Origin of the sequence: Segatella copri DSM 18205, assembly GCF_025151535.1 — a bacterium.
Classification (GTDB): Bacteria; Bacteroidota; Bacteroidia; order Bacteroidales; family Bacteroidaceae; genus Prevotella; species Prevotella copri.
In genome coordinates, this window is record NZ_CP102288.1 from 1094155 (window position 1) to 1116466 (window position 22312).

22 protein-coding genes and 1 pseudogene are annotated in these 22312 nt (G+C 45.3%); 16 read left to right on the plus strand and 7 right to left on the minus strand.

What is annotated here, in order from left to right:
* Nucleotides 1-36 precede the first annotated feature (36 nt).
* The 4 genes from rho to NQ544_RS04480 all read left to right on the plus strand — a co-directional run bounded on the left by rho (nucleotide 37) and on the right by NQ544_RS04480 (nucleotide 5470).
* Entirely contained in the window at nucleotides 37-2268 is a 2232-nt protein-coding gene (gene rho, locus NQ544_RS04465; RefSeq protein WP_006846573.1) for a transcription termination factor Rho, read from the plus strand.
* A gap of 431 nt (nucleotides 2269-2699) precedes the next feature.
* The gene (locus NQ544_RS04470; RefSeq protein ID WP_006846571.1) at nucleotides 2700-3572 is read left to right on the plus strand and encodes a nucleoside phosphorylase; all 873 of its coding nucleotides are present in this window, start codon (nucleotides 2700-2702) and stop codon (nucleotides 3570-3572) included.
* 11 nt (nucleotides 3573-3583) lie between these two features.
* Nucleotides 3584-4984: a tRNA uridine-5-carboxymethylaminomethyl(34) synthesis GTPase MnmE gene (mnmE, locus tag NQ544_RS04475; protein ID WP_040552549.1), complete on the plus strand. Its 1401-nt coding sequence runs from the start codon at nucleotides 3584-3586 to the stop codon at nucleotides 4982-4984.
* A gap of 45 nt (nucleotides 4985-5029) precedes the next feature.
* The gene (locus NQ544_RS04480) at nucleotides 5030-5470 is read left to right on the plus strand and encodes a hypothetical protein (protein WP_006846568.1); all 441 of its coding nucleotides are present in this window, start codon (nucleotides 5030-5032) and stop codon (nucleotides 5468-5470) included.
* A 100-nt stretch (nucleotides 5471-5570) separates the two neighbouring features.
* Here the strand turns inward: NQ544_RS04480 and NQ544_RS04485 are convergent.
* The 3 genes and pseudogenes from NQ544_RS04485 to NQ544_RS04495 all read right to left on the minus strand — a co-directional run.
* Nucleotides 5571-6308, minus strand: a pseudogene (locus tag NQ544_RS04485) (KilA-N domain-containing protein); the annotation flags it as partial.
* Nucleotides 6309-6419: 111 nt separating this feature from the next.
* Nucleotides 6420-7895 (minus strand): IS66 family transposase, encoded by a 1476-nt coding sequence (gene tnpC, locus NQ544_RS04490; protein WP_153134078.1) that lies wholly within the window; start codon nucleotides 7893-7895, stop codon nucleotides 6420-6422.
* 374 nt (nucleotides 7896-8269) lie between these two features.
* Nucleotides 8270-8410, minus strand: coding sequence for a peptidoglycan recognition protein family protein (locus tag NQ544_RS04495; RefSeq protein WP_006846565.1), 141 nt, complete (start codon nucleotides 8408-8410; stop codon nucleotides 8270-8272).
* A gap of 1087 nt (nucleotides 8411-9497) precedes the next feature.
* On the opposite strand from NQ544_RS04495, the gene NQ544_RS04500 reads away from it, so the two are divergent.
* The 11 genes from NQ544_RS04500 (at nucleotide 9498) to NQ544_RS04550 (ending at nucleotide 18281) form a co-directional block, all read left to right on the plus strand.
* A complete protein-coding gene (locus NQ544_RS04500) occupies nucleotides 9498-10172 on the plus strand; it encodes an HU family DNA-binding protein (RefSeq protein ID WP_006846563.1) in 675 nt (224 codons plus the stop codon).
* A gap of 82 nt (nucleotides 10173-10254) precedes the next feature.
* Nucleotides 10255-10350, plus strand: a complete 96-nt coding sequence (locus NQ544_RS04505; protein WP_153072405.1) for a smalltalk protein — start codon at nucleotides 10255-10257, stop codon at nucleotides 10348-10350.
* Between the two features lie 353 nt (nucleotides 10351-10703).
* A complete protein-coding gene (locus NQ544_RS04510; protein ID WP_208854994.1) occupies nucleotides 10704-12158 on the plus strand; it encodes an ATP-binding protein in 1455 nt (484 codons plus the stop codon).
* Nucleotides 12159-12223: 65 nt separating this feature from the next.
* On the plus strand, nucleotides 12224-13027 hold the full coding sequence (locus NQ544_RS04515; protein ID WP_006846561.1) for a YqiA/YcfP family alpha/beta fold hydrolase: 804 nt from the start codon (nucleotides 12224-12226) through the stop codon (nucleotides 13025-13027).
* Entirely contained in the window at nucleotides 13028-15271 is a 2244-nt protein-coding gene (recD2, locus tag NQ544_RS04520; RefSeq protein WP_006846560.1) for an SF1B family DNA helicase RecD2, read from the plus strand.
* Between the two features lie 82 nt (nucleotides 15272-15353).
* Nucleotides 15354-15869 (plus strand): pyridoxamine 5'-phosphate oxidase family protein, encoded by a 516-nt coding sequence (locus NQ544_RS04525; protein ID WP_006846559.1) that lies wholly within the window; start codon nucleotides 15354-15356, stop codon nucleotides 15867-15869.
* 45 nt (nucleotides 15870-15914) lie between these two features.
* Nucleotides 15915-16595 (plus strand): DNA alkylation repair protein, encoded by a 681-nt coding sequence (locus tag NQ544_RS04530; protein ID WP_006846558.1) that lies wholly within the window; start codon nucleotides 15915-15917, stop codon nucleotides 16593-16595.
* Between the two features lie 2 nt (nucleotides 16596-16597).
* Nucleotides 16598-17038, plus strand: a complete 441-nt coding sequence (locus NQ544_RS04535) for a hypothetical protein (RefSeq protein WP_006846557.1) — start codon at nucleotides 16598-16600, stop codon at nucleotides 17036-17038.
* A gap of 297 nt (nucleotides 17039-17335) precedes the next feature.
* Nucleotides 17336-17569 (plus strand): DUF3791 domain-containing protein, encoded by a 234-nt coding sequence (locus NQ544_RS04540; RefSeq protein ID WP_006846555.1) that lies wholly within the window; start codon nucleotides 17336-17338, stop codon nucleotides 17567-17569.
* Nucleotides 17566-18072 carry a DUF3990 domain-containing protein gene (locus NQ544_RS04545; RefSeq protein WP_006846554.1) on the plus strand — a complete coding sequence of 169 codons (507 nt, stop codon included), beginning with the start codon at nucleotides 17566-17568 and terminating at the stop codon, nucleotides 18070-18072. The genes NQ544_RS04540 and NQ544_RS04545 overlap by 4 nt, the downstream gene beginning before the upstream one ends.
* 2 nt (nucleotides 18073-18074) lie before the next feature.
* Entirely contained in the window at nucleotides 18075-18281 is a 207-nt protein-coding gene (locus NQ544_RS04550; RefSeq protein ID WP_006846553.1) for a DUF3791 domain-containing protein, read from the plus strand.
* Between the two features lie 116 nt (nucleotides 18282-18397).
* Here NQ544_RS04550 and NQ544_RS04555 read toward each other — a convergent pair whose 3' ends face one another.
* Both NQ544_RS04555 and NQ544_RS04560 read right to left on the minus strand, forming a co-directional pair.
* Nucleotides 18398-19240: an aldo/keto reductase gene (locus tag NQ544_RS04555; protein ID WP_006846552.1), complete on the minus strand. Its 843-nt coding sequence runs from the start codon at nucleotides 19238-19240 to the stop codon at nucleotides 18398-18400.
* 119 nt (nucleotides 19241-19359) lie between these two features.
* A complete protein-coding gene (locus NQ544_RS04560; protein WP_040552736.1) occupies nucleotides 19360-20283 on the minus strand; it encodes an AraC family transcriptional regulator in 924 nt (307 codons plus the stop codon).
* Nucleotides 20284-20418: 135 nt separating this feature from the next.
* Between NQ544_RS04560 and NQ544_RS04565 the strand changes: the two genes are divergently transcribed.
* Nucleotides 20419-21162 carry a sulfite exporter TauE/SafE family protein gene (locus NQ544_RS04565; protein ID WP_006846550.1) on the plus strand — a complete coding sequence of 248 codons (744 nt, stop codon included), beginning with the start codon at nucleotides 20419-20421 and terminating at the stop codon, nucleotides 21160-21162.
* Nucleotides 21163-21341: 179 nt separating this feature from the next.
* Here NQ544_RS04565 and NQ544_RS04570 read toward each other — a convergent pair whose 3' ends face one another.
* A complete protein-coding gene (locus tag NQ544_RS04570) occupies nucleotides 21342-21824 on the minus strand; it encodes an SLOG family protein (protein ID WP_040552734.1) in 483 nt (160 codons plus the stop codon).
* Nucleotides 21825-21835: 11 nt separating this feature from the next.
* A complete protein-coding gene (locus NQ544_RS04575) occupies nucleotides 21836-22276 on the minus strand; it encodes a type I phosphoribosyltransferase (protein WP_040552732.1) in 441 nt (146 codons plus the stop codon).
* Nucleotides 22277-22312: the final 36 nt, after the last annotated feature.

A 22312-nucleotide genomic window follows, 5' to 3' on the forward strand; every position in this document is an offset into this window, starting at 1 on the left:
TCAGAAAGAAAATCATTAATATACAATATATAATATATGTATAGCAAAGAAGAATTACAAGCAAAGAGTGTCGTTCAGTTGAAGGACATTGCCAAGGAACTTGGAGCCAAGGTAAAGAAGAGCGATAACAAGGGAACTATCGTCTACGCCATTCTCGACGCCCAGGCAGAACAGCCAGCTCCTGAAGCAGCCCCTAAGCGCAAGCGCACCCGCATTGCAACCAAGAAAGAAGACCGTGTTTATTCCGTACACGGAAATGAAGGAGAGAATTTCGACGTGCAGAAGAACCAGGTATTGGGTCCTAACGGCGGCGAAACTGCTCCTCAGGCTATGAGCGAAACTGCCCCAGCCCCAGCGGTTGAGGAAGAAATCCAGTTCAGCCCGGCAGAGCAGAGTTTACAATCAGCTGCCCAGAAGCAGACTCTAAACCAATCAGGCGAAGACATCGAGGCTCAGGTACTTGCCAACTTCCCGAAACACCGCGGCAGAAGAAGCAAGGCAGAACTCGAAGCTATTGCAGAAGCCAGAGCAGCTGCCATCAGAAAGCATCAGGCGGTAAAAGCCGAGATAGAAGCGCAGATGGCGAAAGATGCACAGGCGACGGCTAACCAGCAGGCTGCTACTGAGGCAGAACAGCCGGAAGAGGCAACAGCCGATAACCAGCAGACAGCTCCTGAGCAGGCAGCACCTGAGCAGGCAGCACCTGAGCAAGCTGCCGTTCCTGAAGAGCAGTTCTCTGCCGGAAACGCTGAGAGCGCTAACATCAGCGGTGATTTGCAGGCGATGCTCCAGGCTAAGATGAATGCACAGAACGCAGCAGCTCCAGCTCCGGCAGCCGCTCCGGCTCCAGCTGAGGACGCAAAGGAAGAAGCTACTGAAAAAACTGCAACCGATAAGAAACAGGAGTCAGCTCCTATCTACTATACTGAAGGTATGAAGGTAGAACTCGATGCAGACGGAACCTGGAAGGGTGATCCGGGCGATGGAACCGATTTCATCCCAGTAGTCGACATTCCTATCGAAGACCAGGCTGCCATTCCTACTGTCGACATCTTCGACCGTCCTACCACTCCACAGACTTCTCACCAGCACACACCTGCTGCTGCCCCTGCAGCCAAGAACAAGCAGGAAGCACCAGCCTACGATTTCAGCAATCTCGTGAAATCCAACGGTGTGCTCGAAGTGATTTCAGAGGGCTACGGATTCCTGCGCAGCAGCGATTACAATTACCTTTCTTCACCGGACGATGTTTATGTAGCATCCAGCTTCGTCAAGAAGTTCGGTCTGAAGACTGGCGATGTCATCGAGTGCAAGGTGCGTCCGCCTCACGAGGGCGAGAAATACTTCCCGCTCACCAGCATCATCAAGATCAATGGCCGTGACCCGTCAGAGGTTCGTGACCGTGTTCCTTTCGAGCACCTCACCCCACTCTTCCCTGATGAGAAGTTCAATCTCTGTGGCGACCGCCGCACCACCAATCTCAGCACCCGCATCGTAGACCTCTTCTCGCCAATCGGTAAGGGTCAGCGTGCGCTCATCGTGGCTCAGCCAAAGACCGGTAAGACTATCCTCATGAAGGATATTGCCAACGCCATCGCAGCCAACCATCCTGAGGCTTACCTCATGATGCTGCTCATCGACGAGCGTCCTGAGGAGGTTACCGACATGGCACGCACCGTGAATGCAGAGGTTATCGCCTCTACCTTCGACGAGCCAGCAGAGCGCCATGTCAAGATTGCCGGAATCGTGCTCGAGAAGGCTAAGAGAATGGTAGAATGCGGACACGATGTTGTCATCTTCCTCGATTCCATCACCCGTCTCGCCCGTGCCTACAACACCACAGCTCCTGCATCTGGTAAGGTGCTCACCGGTGGTGTGGATGCAAACGCCCTCCAGAAACCTAAGCGACTCTTCGGTGCTGCGCGTAACATCGAAGGCGGCGGTTCGCTCACCATCATCGCTACCGCCCTCACCGATACAGGTAGCAAGATGGATGAAGTCATCTTCGAGGAGTTCAAGGGAACCGGTAACATGGAGTTGCAGCTCGACCGCTCACTCAGCAACAAGCGCATCTTCCCTGCTGTCAACCTCATTTCTTCGTCTACCCGTCGCGACGATCTGCTGCAGGACAAGACAACGCTCGACCGCATGTGGATTCTGCGCAAGTATCTGTCTGACATGAATTCTATCGAGGCGATGAGCACCATCCACAAGAATATGCAGCATACTCGCAACAACGACGAGTTCCTGCTCTCTATGAATTCATAACCCAAGTTTAGCAAGTGGTTTAAGTGCGGGCTGAAGGCCCAAAAGCTCCTAGCCCAGGGCAACGCCCTGGGTATAATAGCAATTAGCAAGGCGCCCTGTAAGGGCAAAAGCTTTGTATATTGCCCGGTATTTTAAAGCTTTTGCCCTTACAGGGCGACAGGTTTGCGTCCGTAATTACCCAGGGCGATGCCCTGGGCTAGGAGCTTCTGCCCTTTCAGGGCGTGTGGAGCAAAAACTAGTATATAAAAGAAGAGAGATTTGAAAGAGAAGGGCAAGTTCCATTTTCGGGATTTGCCCTTCGTGTTTTTTACTGTTTAAAATCATTAAAAAAATATCGCATTTCATTTTTTATTCGTATCTTTGCTTATCTTAAACACAGAGGGGCGCAAAGCACTAATATAAATAATGTATAACTTAAAATCAAGAGAACTATGAGCAAATATTTTGCAGAATCAGAATTGATTATCAATGAAGACGGAAGCTGCTTCCACCTTCATCTACGCCCGGAACAAGTGGCTGATAAAGTAATCCTCGTTGGCGACCCAGGTCGCGTAGCCCTCGTAGCCTCCCATTTCGATGAGAAGGAATGCGAAGTCTCAAGTCGGGAATTCCACGCCATCACCGGCACATATAAAGGCAAGCGAATCACCGTGCAGAGCACCGGAATAGGATGCGATAATATCGATATCGTAGTCAACGAGCTCGATGCGCTGAAGAACATCGATTTCAAAACCCGCACCGAGAAACCTGAGCACACCACGCTCACTCTCGTGCGCATCGGAACCTGCGGCGGCCTGCAGCTCAACTGCCCTGCCGGAACCTTCGTAGCCTCGCAGAAGAGCATCGGTTTCGACGGACTCATCAACTTCTATGCCCGTCGCAACGAAATCTGCGACCTTGAAACAGAGGCAGAATTCAAGCGCCAGGTAAAATGGAACGACCAGATTGGCAACCCATACTGTGTAGACAACAATCCGGAACTGCTCAACCAGATAGCCGGCGATGATATGGTACGCGGAATCACCATAGCCTGTGGCGGTTTCTACGGACCTCAGGGCCGCGAACTCCGTGCTCCACTTGCCGACCCGGAACTTAATCAGAAGATTGAAGCATTCGAGTATAACGGTCTGCGTGTCAATAACTTCGAGATGGAGAGTTCAGCCCTCGCCGGTCTTTCTCTTCTCCTCGGTCATAAGGCATTAACCTGCTGCATGGTCATCGCCAACCGCCGTGCCCTCAGCGCCAACACCGGCTACAAGAGCACCATCGACAATCTCATCAAGGTTGTATTAGATAGAATTTAAACAATAAAAAAATGAATCAAGAAGAATGTATCTGCGCCCTGGCAACCCCAGCCGGCGGTGCTATCGGAATTATCCGACTCAGTGGCTCCGACGCCATTACCCTCACCGACAAAATCTTCCAGTCTGCCAACGGCAAATCCCTGGAAGAAGCCAAGCCCTACACGCTGCATTATGGCGAAATCAAGGATAAGGATGGCAACACCATCGATGATGTACTGGTGAGCGTGTTCCGTGCACCCCACAGTTATACAGGCGAGAACTCCACCGAGATTTCCTGTCATGGCAGCCGATACATTCTTCAGCAGGTTCTCCATCGCTTTACGGAGGTAGGATGTCGCCAGGCAGAACCGGGCGAATACACCCGTCGTGCCTATCTCAACGGCAAGATGGACCTCTCTCAGGCAGAAGCCGTAGCTGATCTCATCGCCTCTACCAACAAGGCAACCCACAAGATGGCGCTCAGCCAACTGAAGGGTCATTTCAGCAACGAACTCTCCCTCCTTCGCGAAAAATTATTAAAGATGACTTCGCTCCTGGAGTTGGAGCTCGACTTCAGCGACCACGAAGAACTGGAGTTTGCCGACCGCAGCGAACTCCAGGCACTAGCCGAAGAAATCAATCACAAGATTACCACCCTCGCCCACTCCTTCGAAACCGGTAATGCCCTAAAGCAGGGAGTAGCCGTAGCCATCGTAGGCAAGACGAATGTGGGCAAGAGCACCCTGCTCAACCGTCTGCTTCACGAGGAGAAGGCTATCGTGAGCGACATTCACGGAACCACCCGAGATGTAATCGAAGACACCACCCTCATCGACGGAATCACCTTCCGCTTTATTGACACAGCCGGAATCCGAAAGACGGATGATGTGGTAGAAAACATCGGAATAGAGCGCACTTTCCAGAAGATGGAAGAGGCGAAGATAGTAATCTGGCTATTAGATGAGCAGCCGTCAGCCTCAGAAATCGAGGAGATGAAGCTGAAGAACCAGGGCAAGAAGCTGCTGGTAGTATTTAATAAGATGGATAAACTTGAGAATGATAAACTTGCGTTCGATAAATTCACCCATTCCTGTGGTTCAGATTCCAGTGAATCAGAAGCCCCACTCTTCATCAGTGCCCGCACAGGCGAGAACGTTTCATCCCTGGAGCAGGCATTAGTAAAAGCCGCTGATATTCCTGAGATTACCGAGAACGATGTCATCATAACGAGTGCCCGCCACTACGAGGCCCTACTCCGTGCCCATGATTCCCTCTCCCGAGTATTGGAGTCGATGGAAATGGGCATGAGCGGCGACATCATCGCCGAAGACCTGAAAATGGTGTTGGAAGAATTGGGCGAAATCACTGGCGGACAGATCAGTAGCCAGGAAACGCTAAACAATATCTTCAAGCACTTTTGCATCGGGAAATAATTTTGCTGTTTTTAATATATAGCAAATATCAAGAAATGGATTATTATGTTAAGAGATAAACTTGTTGAGATTGCCTTGCAATGGCAATCAAAATATGGTGTTGCGCCACAGATTACTTCTGTTATATCTGAATTTGATGCAGCGATGTTAGTTGGAATGTCAGAAAGTGATTATTCTGTTTACATGCAGGATAAAACCGCAGTAAGTAAAGGTGCAGATTTTGTTTTTAATCATCAAAGATACCAGGTAAAAGCAAATAGACCAAGTGGTAAGCCTGGAAGTAAAGTCACAATGGTTCCTAAAGCAACGAATTATCTTTGGGATAAACTCATTTGGATTCTATATGACCAACATTATGTAATGCTAGAAGCTTGGGAATGGGATGTTGAAGACTATAAATTAGAATTTGATGACAAAAAAAGAATTTCTCCCAACGATTATAGAAAAGGGAAATGCCTATTCACAAAGATAGAAGACAAAGTTTAAAGCCGCTACAAGAAATATATGGATTTACATAGGGGGATGCATCTGATAAAAATGCATCCCACCGTATTTCCATCCTTATCCTTTATTGCCATATTCATCTTTATTTTAATAAGTTTCTTCCGCCTGTATCTTCAAGAATTTTCATCTGCTGAATGGCAATCTGATTGAGTTTGATAAGTCGCTCAGACTGCGCCATACCATCATTGATAAATACAGCGTTGAGATTCTCCATATTTGAGAGACAGATAAGTTCATTAATACTGGCATAGTCACGAATGTTGCCTTTCTTGTCGGGATTCTGCTCACGCCATTGTTTCGCAGTCATGCCGAACATCGCTATGTTGAGTACATCCGCTTCATCAGCATATTTCATGGCAGCTTGCTCACGAGTCACTTCCGCAGGAATGAGATTAACTTTGATAGCATCCGTGTGAATGCGATAGTTTATCTTTGATAGTTCCCGCTTGGCAGACCATGACAATTGTTTCTGCTCATCAGCTTTAAGACGTTGATACTCTTTTACCAACAAAAGCTGGAAACGAGGACTAATCCACATTCCAAAGTGGTACGCAATGTCTCGATGAGCATAAGTTCCACCATATCGGCCAGCTTTTGCCATGATGCCTATTGCACCTGTTCTTTGAATCCATGCCTTTACAGAAAGCACGAAGTTGTTGCTTCCTGCTGCATTTTTAATTGTATCGAATTCGGTACAATTAAAATTCGGATTATATAGCTTTTCCCATTCACCGAGGTATTCTATTGTACTTTTGAGGCTCATCCATCTGAAAATAATATGCTCTTGCATTTGGCTATGTGCCATATCTGTCAGAGAGATATTTTATTATTATTTAGCATATCATTTAGCCAAAAATCCAAGAGAAAGCTATACTATCAGCAACATCCACATGGTAACTACTCAGCACCCCTATGGGCATGAGTAATCGTCTTACTGTTGTACTACAGCAAGAATTGCATTGAATTTAGAATTTCCGTTCTTCATAGCAGTTTCAGCAATGGAGTGCAACTTGGCAAAATCATCGGCACCGCTGTCTGTTCGGAAGCAACCGCTGACTTTCTGCTTTATCTTGATTTTCCTAACTCCCCGCTCACTGGCATTGTTCTCGTAAGGCACACTTGGATTGGAGAGAAAGGTAAATAGGTAGTCTTTGACTTTAAGGATACCCCTCTTGAATTTCTCAAACTCGTTATCTAAATGCGTGAGGCTTTCACCCAAGAGGTTCTTCATCTTTGTCTTCAGTACCTTTATCTTTCTAGAGGTAATGTTGTCCTCTCTTCTGAGATTTATAGAGTGTTCTATCAGATGGATGAATCTCCGTGACCAGTTCTGGTTTGGATCCAGTTCGTTCAGATACTCTGCATTCCTAAGAAGATGAGCCAGGCAGACCTGATGGTCCTTAACATTCATCCTGAAGTAGCTCTGATGTCTGTCAGTCACAAGTGTCGAATAGGGAAGTCCCTTTGGAAACTTGGAATCTATGGCCTTCTGACCTCGCGATTCTGACTGGAACACGTATGTAAGCAGGTCGTTCTGGAATATCCAGTTCCAATGCAGATGCTTTCCTACCGTAGCACCAGTTTCATCGGCTCCTACGACTGACGCTGTTTCCAGCCTCTTGCGTATTTCCTCATATGCACAGTCTGCCTTGCCGCTATTCTCTTTGAGTATGTTCTGCACTGTTCCCTCACTTATATTCTGGCCGGACAGGTCGGATATAAGTTCTGCAATCCTTTTGAACGGAATACACTGCACTACATTAAGGTATGTCACCAGTGCACGGAGGTTGTCACCATACTTGATACGACAGTTGGGAGCTTCGCAGTTGTTTACGCAACCGCATTCACAGACCTTCTCGTAATACTGTTCCTCGCAGGTCTCTACGACCACCTTGATATCAACAATTTGTGTCTTACGGATCTTTTGGCATGGTATATCAATCAAGAGCCGACCACAACATTTACAATAGACGGGTTCGTGCTTTACAATTACGTCTGGTTCTGCTATAGTCTGCAGTGTGTGACCCTTGTGGCCAGGCTGTCCACCGCTCGGCTTTCCGCTTGGCTTGCGAAGAGACTTGGTCCTGCGCAGCTCACGGGAAGCGATACTTTCTTGGGATGGAGGGATACTGCTGTTACTGCTGTTTTTCTCGGGCTTTCCTGGTGTACTTGATGTATCGTCATCAGCACCCTCGAGTTCCTTGATGCGCTTTTTGGCAACGGCTAGTTCAGCCTTTGTGGAAGCAAGTTCTGTCTTTAGATTATGTATCTCCACGTCCTTCTGGTTAATGACACGGTTGAGACGTCCGATCTCCTCAGTCTTCTCGGAGTCGGACTTCTCAAGTTTGCGCAGACGCTGGTTTATCTGGCGCAAAACAACATCTATGTCAGTACAGTCGCTTGCCATTTTTTGGTGCAAAGATAAGCATTTATCTCCACATGGCAAAATCACGATTTACATCCCTTAACGCAGACTTTTGACTTACGGGGAATGCAAAAACGCATCTCCTGGCAGATAATCTGTTGAAGGGCGATAATAGACAAAGGAGACATGTTGGAGGCATCATCGGAAAAGAACTCGTTAAATGAACTGTTTTAAACAGCCTACGTCCTCATCGACTCAATCATTAAAAAGTTTGTAATGATGAAGAAAATAAGCAAAATCAAGTTTATGCTTTATTAACGAGAAGTTTTCTATAGGGGTGCTGAGTAGTTACTCCACATGTTGCATCTGGAAATAATAGATAACGAAAATAGGGAACGCAGCGCGTTCCCTATCTGTTAGCCCCACTCCTTCTTCACATCAAAGCAGGGGCAGGCTTTGTTGGCAAATTCATTATGACCATGAATCGTGGCTAATGGATATTCCTCCTTCAGCTGCTCGATGAGGGCATGAATTAAAGTGCAAAATCGGCTATTCATGGGCTAAAAAAGGGGTTTATGTAATCAGAAAGCTCTAATTTTTCCGTTTTTCATCGCTGAAAACAGGTATTGGAAGAATGCATAAAAAGCGAATGCTATGATTTGAAAAGTAAATATATATTCCATTCATAACCCAATATACAGGATTCGCTTCACACACAAAATATACATACTAAATAGTTATATAACAATAGGTTATCCCTTCTCATCTTAGTATTGTTATTATGTAGTTTCTAGCTTTCCGGACTATTTCTACGTCAATATTTTGTTAATTGCTAGCAAAGATAATAAAAAGTTGGCAAACCAAAGAATTTTATCACGTTATTTAACGGAAAATGCAAAATATGGGAGTTAGGAAGGTGTTTTTATCCCCTCAATCAGGGTGAAAAATGCTCTTCCTCACATCAATTCATGCTCCAAAGAAAGGGCATTTATGGCTGAAATGAGAGCGAAGGGAAGGCGAAAAGTGGGGCAAAAAAGCAACGATATTGTAGGAAAGGACGCTGACATATGTAGTTTATTCCCATACATTTATATACAGACAAAAAAATAAATGTCTTATTATAAATCATTAATACAAAACAAATTACAAGTACAATACTAGCATAAAAGAGTATTAATTAAAGCCTCAGAATCCGGTCATTAATGCCCGGTCATTTTCGGTCATTAAGGTTTTCGGGGGCGAAAAAAGAGCTATAATATAATATTAAAATATTTAATATATATTATAGGGGCTAAATGACCGGAAGTGATTTTTCTTAATGACCGATAATGACCGGTCACTAATGACCGGATGCAGGCCGTTGCCATGAATCTCTTCACCTACTCTCGAAAGGCTCCATTTCACAAGATTCCGGAAAACTGAATTCAAGTTGCCGGAAAAGTATTGCTTCCTACAGTGCTTTTTCGTACCTTTGCATCAGCAATCGAAAGAAAGCTATCTTGTACCTAAAGGCGGTCATCTATGAAGACCGAGACAGGGAGCAAAAGATGACAGGCGCCGGTCATCAATGAAGACTCTGAAAAGGACAAGAAAAAAGCATCTGGGAAATTGTGATTAAATAAACTCTTTAAAGCATAACATAGTATGATTAATTACAGCATCGTAATGCGTAGCGTGAACGCAAATCTTCTGGAAATCAACCAGGCTAAGTCACGCATCAACCAGGCAAAGAAAGAGGGCAAGAATCCTGACCCAAAGGACCTGGAACTCGTGAAGACCGAGAAGCAGAATGCTTTCGCCATCTCACAGTACACCGACATCATGACCATCGAGAAGTTTGCCAAGCACATCACCTCTCATGGCAGTGTTTATTCGAGAGCTGACATCAGCGCCATCCTCTACATTGCCGTAGACTGCATGCGTGAGATGTTGCTTGAGGGCAAGAAAATCCGTCTGGGCGATCTCGGTGATTTCTCTCTCCTTCTCACCTCGAAGGGTGCTGAGGATGCTGACAAGTTCACCGCGCAGAACATCACCGGTGTGAAGGTTCAGTGGGAGCCTGGTCAGGAGTTCAAGAACCTTCGCGATGACGCCGAGTTCAACCTCGTAGCCAGCCGCAGCGCTCAGGCAGCCGTTATCAAGGCGATTAAGGAGGGTAAGACCAACGTTGACCTCAACGCCCCAACTACTCCGGATAATACGCCAGGCGGTTCTACCCCAGGCGGTTCAAACACCGGTCAGACCGGCAGCGACGGCCAAGGCTCTGAACCAGGCGGCGGCACTACCGGCAAGGACGATACTGGCGACGGCCTTGAATAGCCAAAGGATAGACTGGCTAGGGTGCTAGCCCCTAGCCAAGCCTATCCGCCCCCAAAAAGTCAACACTCAACATTCAAAAAAAATGAAAGCGAACACTTGGAAAACAATTCTGCAGATAGCCATCAGCATACTGACCGCTATCGCTACTACGCTCGGAGTAACGAGCTGCATGGGATAAAGAACATGGAGTCTACCTTATTATAATAAGCAGACTCATCCATAAATAAATCGACCGCTCACCTCAATACGAGGAGAGCGGTCTTTTTGTTTCTACCTAAAATCCGGTCATGAAGGGTCAAAGTTATTAAGGGTCATTATCATTTTCAATCCCCCAAGAATCCGGTCATTAAGGTCAAGGTCATTAAGGTCATTAAGGATTTCGGTTTTTCAAAATATCCCTCTACCTTATATAAAATAAGGTTAAATCAAGTTCGCCCTGCCAACAAAATCCATCCATAAAATCACTTTTCTGAATATTTTTTGTATTTTTGCAGATATATTGTTTAATCATAAAATTAAGTAAACATGGACATGGCAAAATATATAGGTGAGACTACTGAATACGATAAGAAGCAGGAAGTGGAACGCCGTAAAGTGAAAAGTTGGCTAAAGAGCGTCAGTGCCTTTGCCAATGGAGGTGGCGGCTGCCTATTGTTTGGTATTGCCGATGACGATACTATCATAGGATTGAACGATGCCAAGGCTGATGCAGAATTTATCAGTCAGAAAATCAAGGAGCGCATAGACCCTATGCCCCAAATCGACTTAAAGATAGAGCGTGTAGAAGACAAGGAACTGCTCATTCTTCATGTGCATGGCGGTGAAGATACACCTTATTATTATATTGGCGACAGCGTTCTTGAAACCTTTGTGCGCATTGGCAGCGAATCGGTTGTGGCTGATAGTACCGAACATAAGCGTCTGGTACTAAGAGGTCGCAACTCTTCATTCGACGCCCGCCCAAGCGATGAAATGTTTGAAGATTATGCATTTTCAAAGATTCGCAGCCGCTACTATGCCTGGAATGGTCTAAGCTTCGACAATAAGCTCTACCGCTCGTTTGGCCTGGTTGACAACAAGGGAATACTTACCTATGCCGGTCTGTTGATGGCAGACGAATGTCCATTGCGCCAAAGCCGTGTGTTCTGCACAAGATGGAACGGCAAGACAAAAGCAGGAGGAAGCATCGATGCTCTCGACAGCGCAGAGATTACAGGCGGACTTGTAACTCTTCTTGAAGACACCATGTCCTTCATCCGTCGCAACAATCGTACCCTTTGGTATAAAGAACCGATGCAGCGCATTGAGATTCCTCAATATATGGAACGTTGCGTGATGGAAGTTGTAGTGAATGCCCTGACTCATCGCGACTATCTGATTCAAGGTAGCGAGGTGCATGTAGATATGTTCGATGACCGTATGGTGATATATTCTCCAGGTTCCATGCCAGAAGGAAGACTTATCCAGACGATGAACTTAGAAGATATTCCTTCTGTCAGACGCAATCCGGTTATCGCAGATATCTTTGCTCAGTTGGGTTATATGGAGCGTAAAGGTTCGGGCATGGGCAAAATCATCAAACCAATCAAAGCACTTCCCTACTTTGAGGAAAGGATGCTTCCAAGCTTCTTCTCCGACCGTGCCCAGTTTACTGTCACATTCCCGAATATGATCTTAGCCTGGCAGGAATCTCATCCTGATATTGAGGTAAACTTTGTGGAAAATAAAGGTGATACTCAAGGTGATACTCAAGGTGATACTCAAGGTGATACTCAAGATGTCCCTCAAGGTGGCACTCAAGGAAAAGACTTAGATAAATGGATAGAATATCAAGTAGCTGTTTATCCTAAAATAACAACAGGTGAACTGGCTCAACTATCAGGGAAAAGCATTATAACCATCAAGCGTCGTATCGCAAAAATGCCTCATATTGTGTATGTTGGCAGTGGCTATAGTGGTCATTGGGAAGTAAGGAAAAAGGAATGAAACAAGAGTTTAAGCCAGCTTCCATCCAATTTACTACATAAAGATACAGACAATACAATATAAGCATGAAGAAGATATTATTCCTACACGGATTCTTCGCCACGGGCAGCTGTCCGATGGCGAGAGCCTTGAAAGAGGCGTTTGAGGGGACTGCGGTGGTGCTGACTCCTGACCTGCCATTGCACCCCAAGGAGGCACTGAAGGAGATTCGCTCCATCATCGACCGGGAACAGCCCGACTTGCTTCTGGGCAACAGCTGCGGCTCTTTCCTCGCCCAGATGCTGGCTCCGGTGGTGGGCATTCCTGCCCTGCTCGGCAATCCGTATTTCATGATGACGGAGTTTCTGAAGGAACGAATCGGCGAGCATGAATACAAGGCACCGAGAAGGGACGGCAATCTGCGGCTTGTGATTGACGAGGCGCTGATAGAGGAGTTTGCGGAGCTGGAAGCCGTGCAGTTCGACCATTGCAACCCCTATTATAAGGATCGTGTGTGGGGACTTTTCGGTGAGCAGGACACCCTGGCTCACTTCTCCCCTCTCTTCCTGAAGCATTACAACCAAGCCTTCCATTTCCCTGGCGGTCATACGCCTACTGAGCAGGAGGTGAAGACATGGTACGCTCCCCTTGCCCAGAAAATGCTGATGGAGTTTTCAGCTAAGGAAGAAAGATATTTCCAGCACTTCAAGGGCGGCAAATATAAGTTCATCCATTCTGCCTTTGACTCCGAGACTCAGGAGCGCATGGTGGTTTATCAGGCTCTCTATGGAGACCAAGCCTATTGGGTTCGCCCAGAAAACATGTTCTTCGGGAAAGTTACGAGGGACGGCAGAACTTTTAATCGTTTCACAGAGATAGACATAAAATAAATGATAAAGATACGTTGCGTAGTAGAACACATTACCTACCAAAATCAAGAGAATGGATATTCCGTGATGAGGGTTAAGGTCAAGGATTATTCAGACCTTGTTACCTTGGTAGGCAACCTGCTGGATGTACCAGTGGGCGCTGTACTATTGTGTAATGGTGACTGGAAAGTCGATAAGCGATACGGACGTCAATTCGTATGCGAGACGTGGGAAGAAGTGATGCCTGCAACTGTATATGGCATAGAGAAATATTTAGGAAGCGGACTGGTGAAAGGCATTGGTCCGAAGTATGCTCATCTGATAGTTGAGAGGTTCGGTACTGATACAATCGAGGTAATTGAAGATGACATCGAACGACTATATGAAGTGGCTGGCATCGGTAAGAAGCGTGTAGAGAAAATCCGAGACAGTTGGGAGAAACAGAAGGACATCAAGAATGTAATGATCTTCCTGCAACAATACGGAGTAAGTACCGCTTATGCCGCCAAAATTTATCGCCAGTACGGCAAGGAAAGCATCGACAACGTGAAAGAGAATCCTTATCGCCTTGCAGATGATATTTGGGGCATCGGATTTAAAACCGCTGATGGTATTGCCTCTAAGATGGGCTACGAGAAAAACGATTTGAGACGTTGCAAAAGTGGTATAGGTTACACTTTGAATGAACTTTCCAACGAAGGACATGTATATGCTATAGAAGAGCAGCTTATAGAAGCAGCCAAAAAACTGCTTGAAGCAGACGAAGAACCTATCAGACAAGCCATTTCAGAGATGATTGCTTCGGAAGATCTCATCCGTGAGAATGAAGCTATATATCTGCCTCCATTCTATCATTCTGAACGTGGAACGGCAAAGAAACTCTTGACCTTAATAAATAGTCAAGGAGCAAATAACCTCGGATTGAAGGCTGATATTAAAGCGATTGAAAAGACCTCTGGTATAGAATATGACGAGGTTCAGATTGCTGCCATCCAACAAGCGATCCGCTCGAAAGTGATGGTACTGACTGGCGGTCCTGGTACAGGTAAGACCACAACTACGCAAGGTATTATTACTGCGTATAAAACGGCAGGAATGAGGATTTTGCTTGCAGCACCTACTGGCCGTGCGTCCAAGCGAATGAGCGAAGCTACCAATATGGAAGCCAAGACCATTCATAGACTATTGGAGTTTAATCCACAAGATGGTTACAAACGGAATGAGGAGAACCCACTGGAAGGTGATGCGCTGATTGTGGATGAGTGTTCTATGATTGACATCATATTGATGTATAATCTAATGAAGGCTATTCCCGAACACATGCGCTTAGTGCTTGTGGGTGATATTGACCAGTTGCCAAGTGTTGGAGCTGGCAATGTTTTGCGTGACATTATTGACTCCGAGAAGATTCCCGTAGTTCGACTAACCCGCATCTTCCGGCAGGCTCAATCCAGTAGAATCGTCATGAGTGCCCATGCCATCAACCAAGGGCATTATCCAGATACGAGCAACGGCAAGCAGACCGACTTCTTCTTTATCAAAAATGAAGACCCGGAACAAGTGGCTGAAGAAATAGTAAAACTTGTGAAGTATCGCTTGCCAAAGGCTTACAATCAGCCTTTAAGCAACATCCAGGTACTTACGCCGATGCAAAGAAGCGTGGTAGGTGCAGCCAACCTGAACATGATGCTACAGCAAGCACTCAATACAACTACATTGGGCATAAGCCGTGGTGGTACAACTTATAAGTTGGGCGACCGTGTGATGCAAATACGTAACAATTACGACAAGAATGTGTACAATGGTGACATCGGAACTGTAGAAAAAGTCAACATAGAAGACCGCACACTCTGTGTCAACTTTGACAACAATCTGGTGGAATATGAAGCAACGGAGCTTGATGAGCTAACATTGGCCTATGCTTCTACCATTCATAAATCGCAAGGTTCAGAATATCCGATCGTGGTAATCCCAGTTTTGATGACTCATTTTGTGATGCTTCAGCGCAACCTCATCTATACAGGCATTACGAGAGCTAAAAAAATCTGTGTGCTTATCGGCCAGCCCAAAGCTCTCGCTTATGCAATACGTAATCTGACGGTAATCAACAGAAACACCAAATTGAAAGAACGACTGCGTGGAGAGATAGAAGCGAACAATGATTCTGGTCTCCACATCAGCAGTAGATACATACTTCCTGAGGAACAGCCAATGATGGCTGCGGAACCAGAGCCAAATCCAGACATTAGAAGTAATATTAAATGATCATATATATAGCAAGAAAGATGTATTTTTTCTGATATGGTAAAGGTGTTTAGTATAACAGATATAAAATAATAGGATAAAAATGAGAAAGGAATCAAGAGCAATGGATAGTGAGTGGGCTTTGGAAATAATGCACAAGGCTCCGTATATAACGGTCAGTTTTATTGACGAAGAAGGCAAGCCTTATGGTTTACCCCTGTCACTCGCATCAGATGATGATGTGAACTGGTATTTTCATGGTGCTTTGGAAGGCAAGAAACTGGAGGCTATTAAGGCTCATCCTGAGGTTTGCATTTCAGCCGTAACCCGTTGTGCGCCTACGGTTGGTCCGAAAGACGGCAGTTTCACCCTGCAATTCAAATCAGCCATTGCATTCGGCAAGGCAGAAATCGTGACCGATGAAGCAGAGAAGATTCATGGGCTCCGACTAGTTTGTGAACGTTTCCTTCCTCAACACATGGATGCTTTCAACCAGAGCATCGCCCGTTCCCTTTCACGCACGGCTGTTGTTCGCATCACGCTTACTGAGCCACCAACCGGCAAGCGCAAGCAGTATGATAAGGAGGGCGTGGAAATGAAATATGGCAGAATGGAATAAAGAGGCAATTGCTCCTTCTATGTTGCATTATAAAACAAAGAATTTATGACTTCACTTCAAGAAAGACTGTTCGCCATGCAGGATAAGCATTATGCTGCTTTCCAAGCTAAACTGACACCAGGAGTGCCTGTGGAGAGTTTCATAGGTATTCGTGTTCCTGTGCTTCGCAAGTTTGCAAAAGTATTTACAAAGGAGGCTGAATGCGAGGAATTCCTTCATCAGCTTCCTCATCAGTACTACGATGAGAACATGCTTCACGGACTCCTCATTTCAGAGGTAAAGGACTACGAAGAGTGCATTCGTCTGACAGACAGCTTCCTGCCATTCGTGGACAACTGGGCAGTTTGCGACATCATGTCTCCGAAGGTGTTTATCAAACACAAGAAGGAACTATTGGCGAAGATCAAGACTTGGAGTAAATCGTCACACATTTATACTTGTCGCTTTGGAATAGAGATACTTATGTCTCATTACCTGGATAAAGACTTCAAGGCAGAGTATCTTGAAATTCCTGCATCAGCAAGGAGCGAAGAGTATTACGTAAAGATGATGGTTGCCTGGTTCTTTGCCACAGCCCTTGCCAAGCAATGGGACGCAACGATTCCCTACATCGAGCAAAAACGTCTTGCTCCCTGGACGCACAACAAGACCATCCAGAAAGCAATCGAGAGCTACAGAATCTCGCCTGAGCAGAAGGAATATCTGCGGACGTTGAAGATAAAATAATTATGACACAAGATACTTCTACATATTACGTTTGGATAGGTGGCTCATGTGATTATGGCCATAAAGAGCGAGCTGGTGGTGCTGCCGTTGTGATTGAGCATAACGGCAATATCATCAGCCGTGATGTAATCAGCGACCTTCACACTACAGAGTTTCGAATGATGCTAACCCTCATGGTGAAGGTAATGCAGGAAATACCGGAAGGTTCCGACATTCTCTTCCTGACCAACGCTGCCTATATTCAGAACTTTGACAAGACTCCAACATCAAAGTCGGCAAATCCGGACTTGATTGTCCAATGCATCGAGGAAAAGAAAAGGCACAACTCTGTTGGTGTCAAGATTGTGCAATATCACAAAAGCCCATTGCTTATAGAGACCCATGATAGGGCTACAGAAGTAATGGCTAAGACAAGGAAGGAGTTTCATCAGAAAAACAAATAAATGTTTAGGGGCGTTTTCCGGTGATTAAGGTCACGGTCATTAAGGTCATTAAGGATTTCTGGTTATTCAAGATGCCATCAACAACCCTCTAGCATATAAATAAGGTTAAATCAAGTTCGTCCTGCAAACAAAATTCATTCATTAAATCACTTTTCTGAATATTTTTTGTATTTTTGCAGATATATAGTGCCAATATGGGGTTGAACTTGGCTTATCCCATAGATTCAGGCGCATATCTATCAAATGATTAGAGCATGAAGAAACAATAAAGAATACAAAATAAACGGAATACAGAATATGGCATATACAGACAACGATACATACAGACATATTCACTTCGCCGTTATGGCAATAGAGAGTGGAGCACGTAAATTGGGTATTTCCGGAAAGGAGATGCACGACCGCCTGCTGAAGCAGGGATTGATTCACCGTAGGCTGATAAAAAGGTATGAAGACCTTCATACACAAAGCCTTGACTGGGTGGCAGACGACATTAGTGAAACTTTATTGAACTGGGAGAAAGAAGTATGATTACACTATATCATGGCTCTTATATACAAGTTGGAAAACCACTTGTTAAATTAGGAAGAAAGAAGGTGGACTTTGGGCAAGGCTTCTACCTTACCAAATTGCGCCTACAGGCTTCGTCATGGGCAAAGACTATTGCTGAAAGAAAAGGACGTAACGCCCTACCGACATTGTCTATATATTCATTTGATTACGATGCGGTAAAGAGTAAAGATTATCGCATTAAAATCTTCGACAGTTACAATCTTGAATGGCTGGAATATGTAGTTGATTGCCGTAAAGGAGGTACAAAGCAAACCATGTATGACATCGTGGAAGGTGGCGTTGCCAACGATAATGTCATTGATACTGTAGAAGACTACGAGAACAATGTCATTACAGCCGAGCAAGCCCTAGGACAATTGAAATACAAGGCTGTAAATCATCAACTCTGCATATTGAACCAAGAGATTGTTGACAACTATCTGTCGTTTGTTTCGTCAGAACAAATAGAAAAGGAGGATTGACTATGAGAGATTCTGTATTATGGCGCAAACAAAGCCGAATAATAATGATGCTTGCAGAAGCTCTGCATATTGATGCAGAAAGGGCACTCAACTTGTTTTACGCTACTAAGGTGTACCAGCAACTGTCTGACCCGAAATATGGTTTACAGCTTATGAGTGATGATTATATTCTTGAAAACCTCATAGAAGAACTGAGGGAAACCCAATAACTTCAAAAATGGAGGCTTAATGTAAGAAGTTACGGAGAATATGAATTATCTCCGTAACTTTTTACATTTTCATCTTATATGTTTATGGGAGCATTTCACTCCAAAACTATACAGTATTAGAAGTCACATGTATCTGGGTCTGAACCAATTCTGTCAGTTTTCAGCGATGCGATTTCAAGCATTTCCTGCTGAGAGAGTTCAAAGTCGAATACATCGAAGTTTTCCTTGATTCGGCTTGGAGTAACCGACTTCACCAGTGGCAGCACGCCTGTCTGCATCACCCAGCGAATAACTACCTGAGCCACGCTCTTGTTATGGTTGGCAGCAATCGACTTCAAGAGAGGATTATCCAAAACATTGCCTCTTCCCAACGGGCTCCATGCTTCCACAAGAATGTTGTTCTTCTGGCAGAACTCCACGCACTCCTTCTGGGTGAATCCAGGATGATACTCTATCTGGTCAACCATCGGACAGATGTTTGCCTTCGCCATTACTGGCTCTGCATGATGCTGCATGAAGTTGGAAAGACCGATGCTGCGAATCAAGCCCTCCTCATGAAGACGTTCCATCGCTTTCCAAGTATCTACATTCAGCTGATTAGCATCCTTACCAAACTGAAATTCGTTGGCTGGCCAATGAATGAGATAGAGGTCGAGATAATCAAGCTGCAAATCGCTCAAAGTCTTGTCAAACGCCTTCAAGGTCTTGTCGTAACCACGCTCCGTGTTCCAAACCTTGCTGGTAACAAAGAGATTCTCACGCTTGATTCCACTTTCCTTGATTCCCTCGCCCACGCTCTTCTCATTCTTATAGATAGCAGCGGTGTCGATGTGGGTGTAGCCTGCAGCGATGGCAGCCTTCACAGCTTCAACGCAGGTTGCTCCATCAGGAGTAAGAAACGTTCCGAAGCCCGGTGTAGGAATCTTCACTCCATTATTCAATAATATTTCCTTTTCCATAATTAAACTAATCTTTTAAATTTCAACTATTCTTTTGACGGTGCAAAGTTACTGACTTTTCCGCTTAACAAAGTTCTGTATGTTTGCAATATCATAGAGTATCTTTGCAATTTTCGCCATCACTTAGCAGCCCCATTGATTTCCCTGCGATATTCTGCAGGAGTAAGATGGATGATCTTCTGAAACTGCTCGAAGAAGAGAGTCGGCGTATTGTAGCCGGAACTGAAAGCCACTTCTGTGATGGTCAAATCTGAATTGGCAAGCAGCTTGCAGGCGTATTCGATGCGGATTTCTGCCAACACCTGGAAGATGCTCTTATCGGTGGATTTCTTGAAATAGCGGCAAAGCGAAGTCGGATTCTGACCTACAAAATCGGCAACATCCTTCAGCACCACCTTCTCACGGAAGTTATTATATAAATAGGTGTAGATTCTGCCGATAGGCTCCTCCAACTCAGGTTGTCTGTTGGCATTGTTATAAGCTGTTGATGACAAGAGTTGCGTTTCCTTGCAATGATGCAGGCGGTCGAGAATCTGGAGCAGGATGATAAGCCGTGAGGTGTGGGTGGATGAATCGAAAGCCTTCATCATCTCTAAGAGTTCATCATACAAACCCTCATCATAGAACCGGATTCCATACTGGCTTTTTGAAAGAAGCTCTGAAATATGGGCGTAATCGGGTAGATTCAAAAGAGACGAAGGAAACAATTGAGGACTGAACTGGATGGCTTCGCCACTACTATACAGCCTATCTTCCTGTTCTGTTTCAAGCCCTGGTTTAAGTTCTTCTTTCCCAGCATTCTCCCCACTCTTCATCCGGCTTTTACAAAGATGAAGATGCGGAACATTGCTTCCTATCAGCGCAACATCACCTTCTGTATAAGGCGCAACGCCCTCGCCCACGAACTGCTTTCCGCTGCCGTGGGTGAAAATCATGAGTTCATACTCCGCATGCTTATGCAGGGGCAGAACGAACTCCGGATAAGTAATATGACTGCACAAAGTTATCATTTCGTGCGCAATCTTTCGTTCTAATATAGGCATAATCTCCATTTATCTGCGTTTGTGCAAATATCCACTATGATAACGCAAATATAATGGATAATATTGTACGAAAGAAGCCGTAATTTTGCACCCACAAATAAAATAGAATAGTAACAAATAAAAAGAAGAGAGAAAATGATTGAAACTTTATCCGTATTTCAATGGTCAATCCTGGCACTGGCTGCATTGTGCATAGGAATGTCGAAAACCGGTGTGCAGGGAATGATGCTCCTTATCGTGCCCTACATGGCAATGGCTTTTGGAGCCAAGGAATCAACAGGCGTAATCCTGCCGATGCTCTGCATGGCCGACATCATGGCTGTGGCTTACTACAAGCGCATAGCCGACTGGAAGACTGTGGCAAAGCTCTTGCCAACAGCCTTATTAGGCTTTCTCGTAGCACTTTTTGTTGACAAACTCGTCCCGGCACAGGGATTCCGCCAACTGATGGGTTGGACGCTCGCCCTGGCGATGGCTGTAATGATTTGGAGCGAAATATTCGGCAAGGAAAACAGATGGATGCATAAATGGTGGTATTCTGCCCTCTTCGGTCTGCTCGGCGGTTTCACCACGATGATTGGCAATGCTGCCGGACCGGTAATGTCTGTCTATCTGCTCTCGATGCGCAAGGAGAAGATGGAATACATCGGCATTAACGCCTGGTTCTTCCTCGTTGTCAATCTGCTGAAAGTTCCTTTCCAAATCTTTGCCTGGGACAATATCACCTGGGGCTCGTTCTCGCTGAACCTCCTGATGCTCCCGGTAATAGGAATCGGAGCCTTGCTCGGAATCCGTCTGGTAAAACTCTTCCCAGAAAAAGCCTTCCGAAGATTCATCCAGATTGTCACTATACTTTCTGTAGCAATGATGCTCGTATAGGTCATTGAGAAATAGTACACAAAACTATTGAGACCAATCCTTTTATCGGTCTCGTCTGAAATCGTTGCGTCCGTCTCCATGCCACCATGCGCCCAGGAAGGCGAGGATGGCACGGAGAACGATGTAGATAACAATGATGTCAACAAATTCATTCATAAGCTTGATATTTAGCGAGTTATTCAATATACATTCACAACCGTAATGCCCAAACAGTTGGCTTTCTTGAAAGTGTAGTAAGTTCCACCCTTCTCTCTCCCATCATAGAAGGCAATGAGAAGGGACGCATTCTCAACCATGAACTCGTCTCGATCAAGAAAACATCGGGTGTAATAGTATTCTGAAAGGATGATCACCTCATCTGCAGAAGCCATTAATCCATCATAAACCACCCTATCACTGGGCTTGAACCTATCTGCCTGACCTCTGAAAGGAATGGCTGCGGTAAGCGTCATTCCCGGGCAGGAAGGTTTCAACGACTGCACAATCTGGGCTGCCATCAAGTCAATACCGATGGCGAATCCCGAAATAAAATTGCTGATGCCATGCTCGTAAGCTTCGAGGATGGCTTTGGTCAATCGCTCTCTTATGACCTCCTGCTGTGAGAAGTTGTAAAAGCGATGTCCTGTAAAGGCTGCCGAAACAGCCTTGTCAAACTTTGTCATGTTCTTTCTTTTCATTGCTGTACGTATTTATAAGATGTCTTGCCGAGGAAAATGCCGTTTGTAACGTGCGCCCCGACTTGTTCCAATTGTGCGGTGTAGGCACAGAAAGAAGTGCCGGTAGTGACCACATCGTCCCAAATGCAGACTATCTTGTTTTTGAAGAAGTTCGCATCCACCTCAATATTATTCTTTTCCTTCAAGCGCTTTGCTCGCTCTTCCTTCTTGACCTTTGTGCCATGAACTGCGGTACGTTCGCCAACAACCTTGACAAGCATCTTTGCCACGCACTTCGCCACATCTGCATGATTTCGACCATCCTTGAAATCATAGATAACCTGGCGGTCGAAGAAAGCATCCATACCGATGTTCTTGATACGTACCGGATAATAGCGCAAAAAGCTGCTCAACTCCTTATCCTCCTGTCCCTTGATGTAAACCTGTACCATGTTCATTGCTTTAAGTGTTGTTACTTGGCAGGTAGCAGCCAT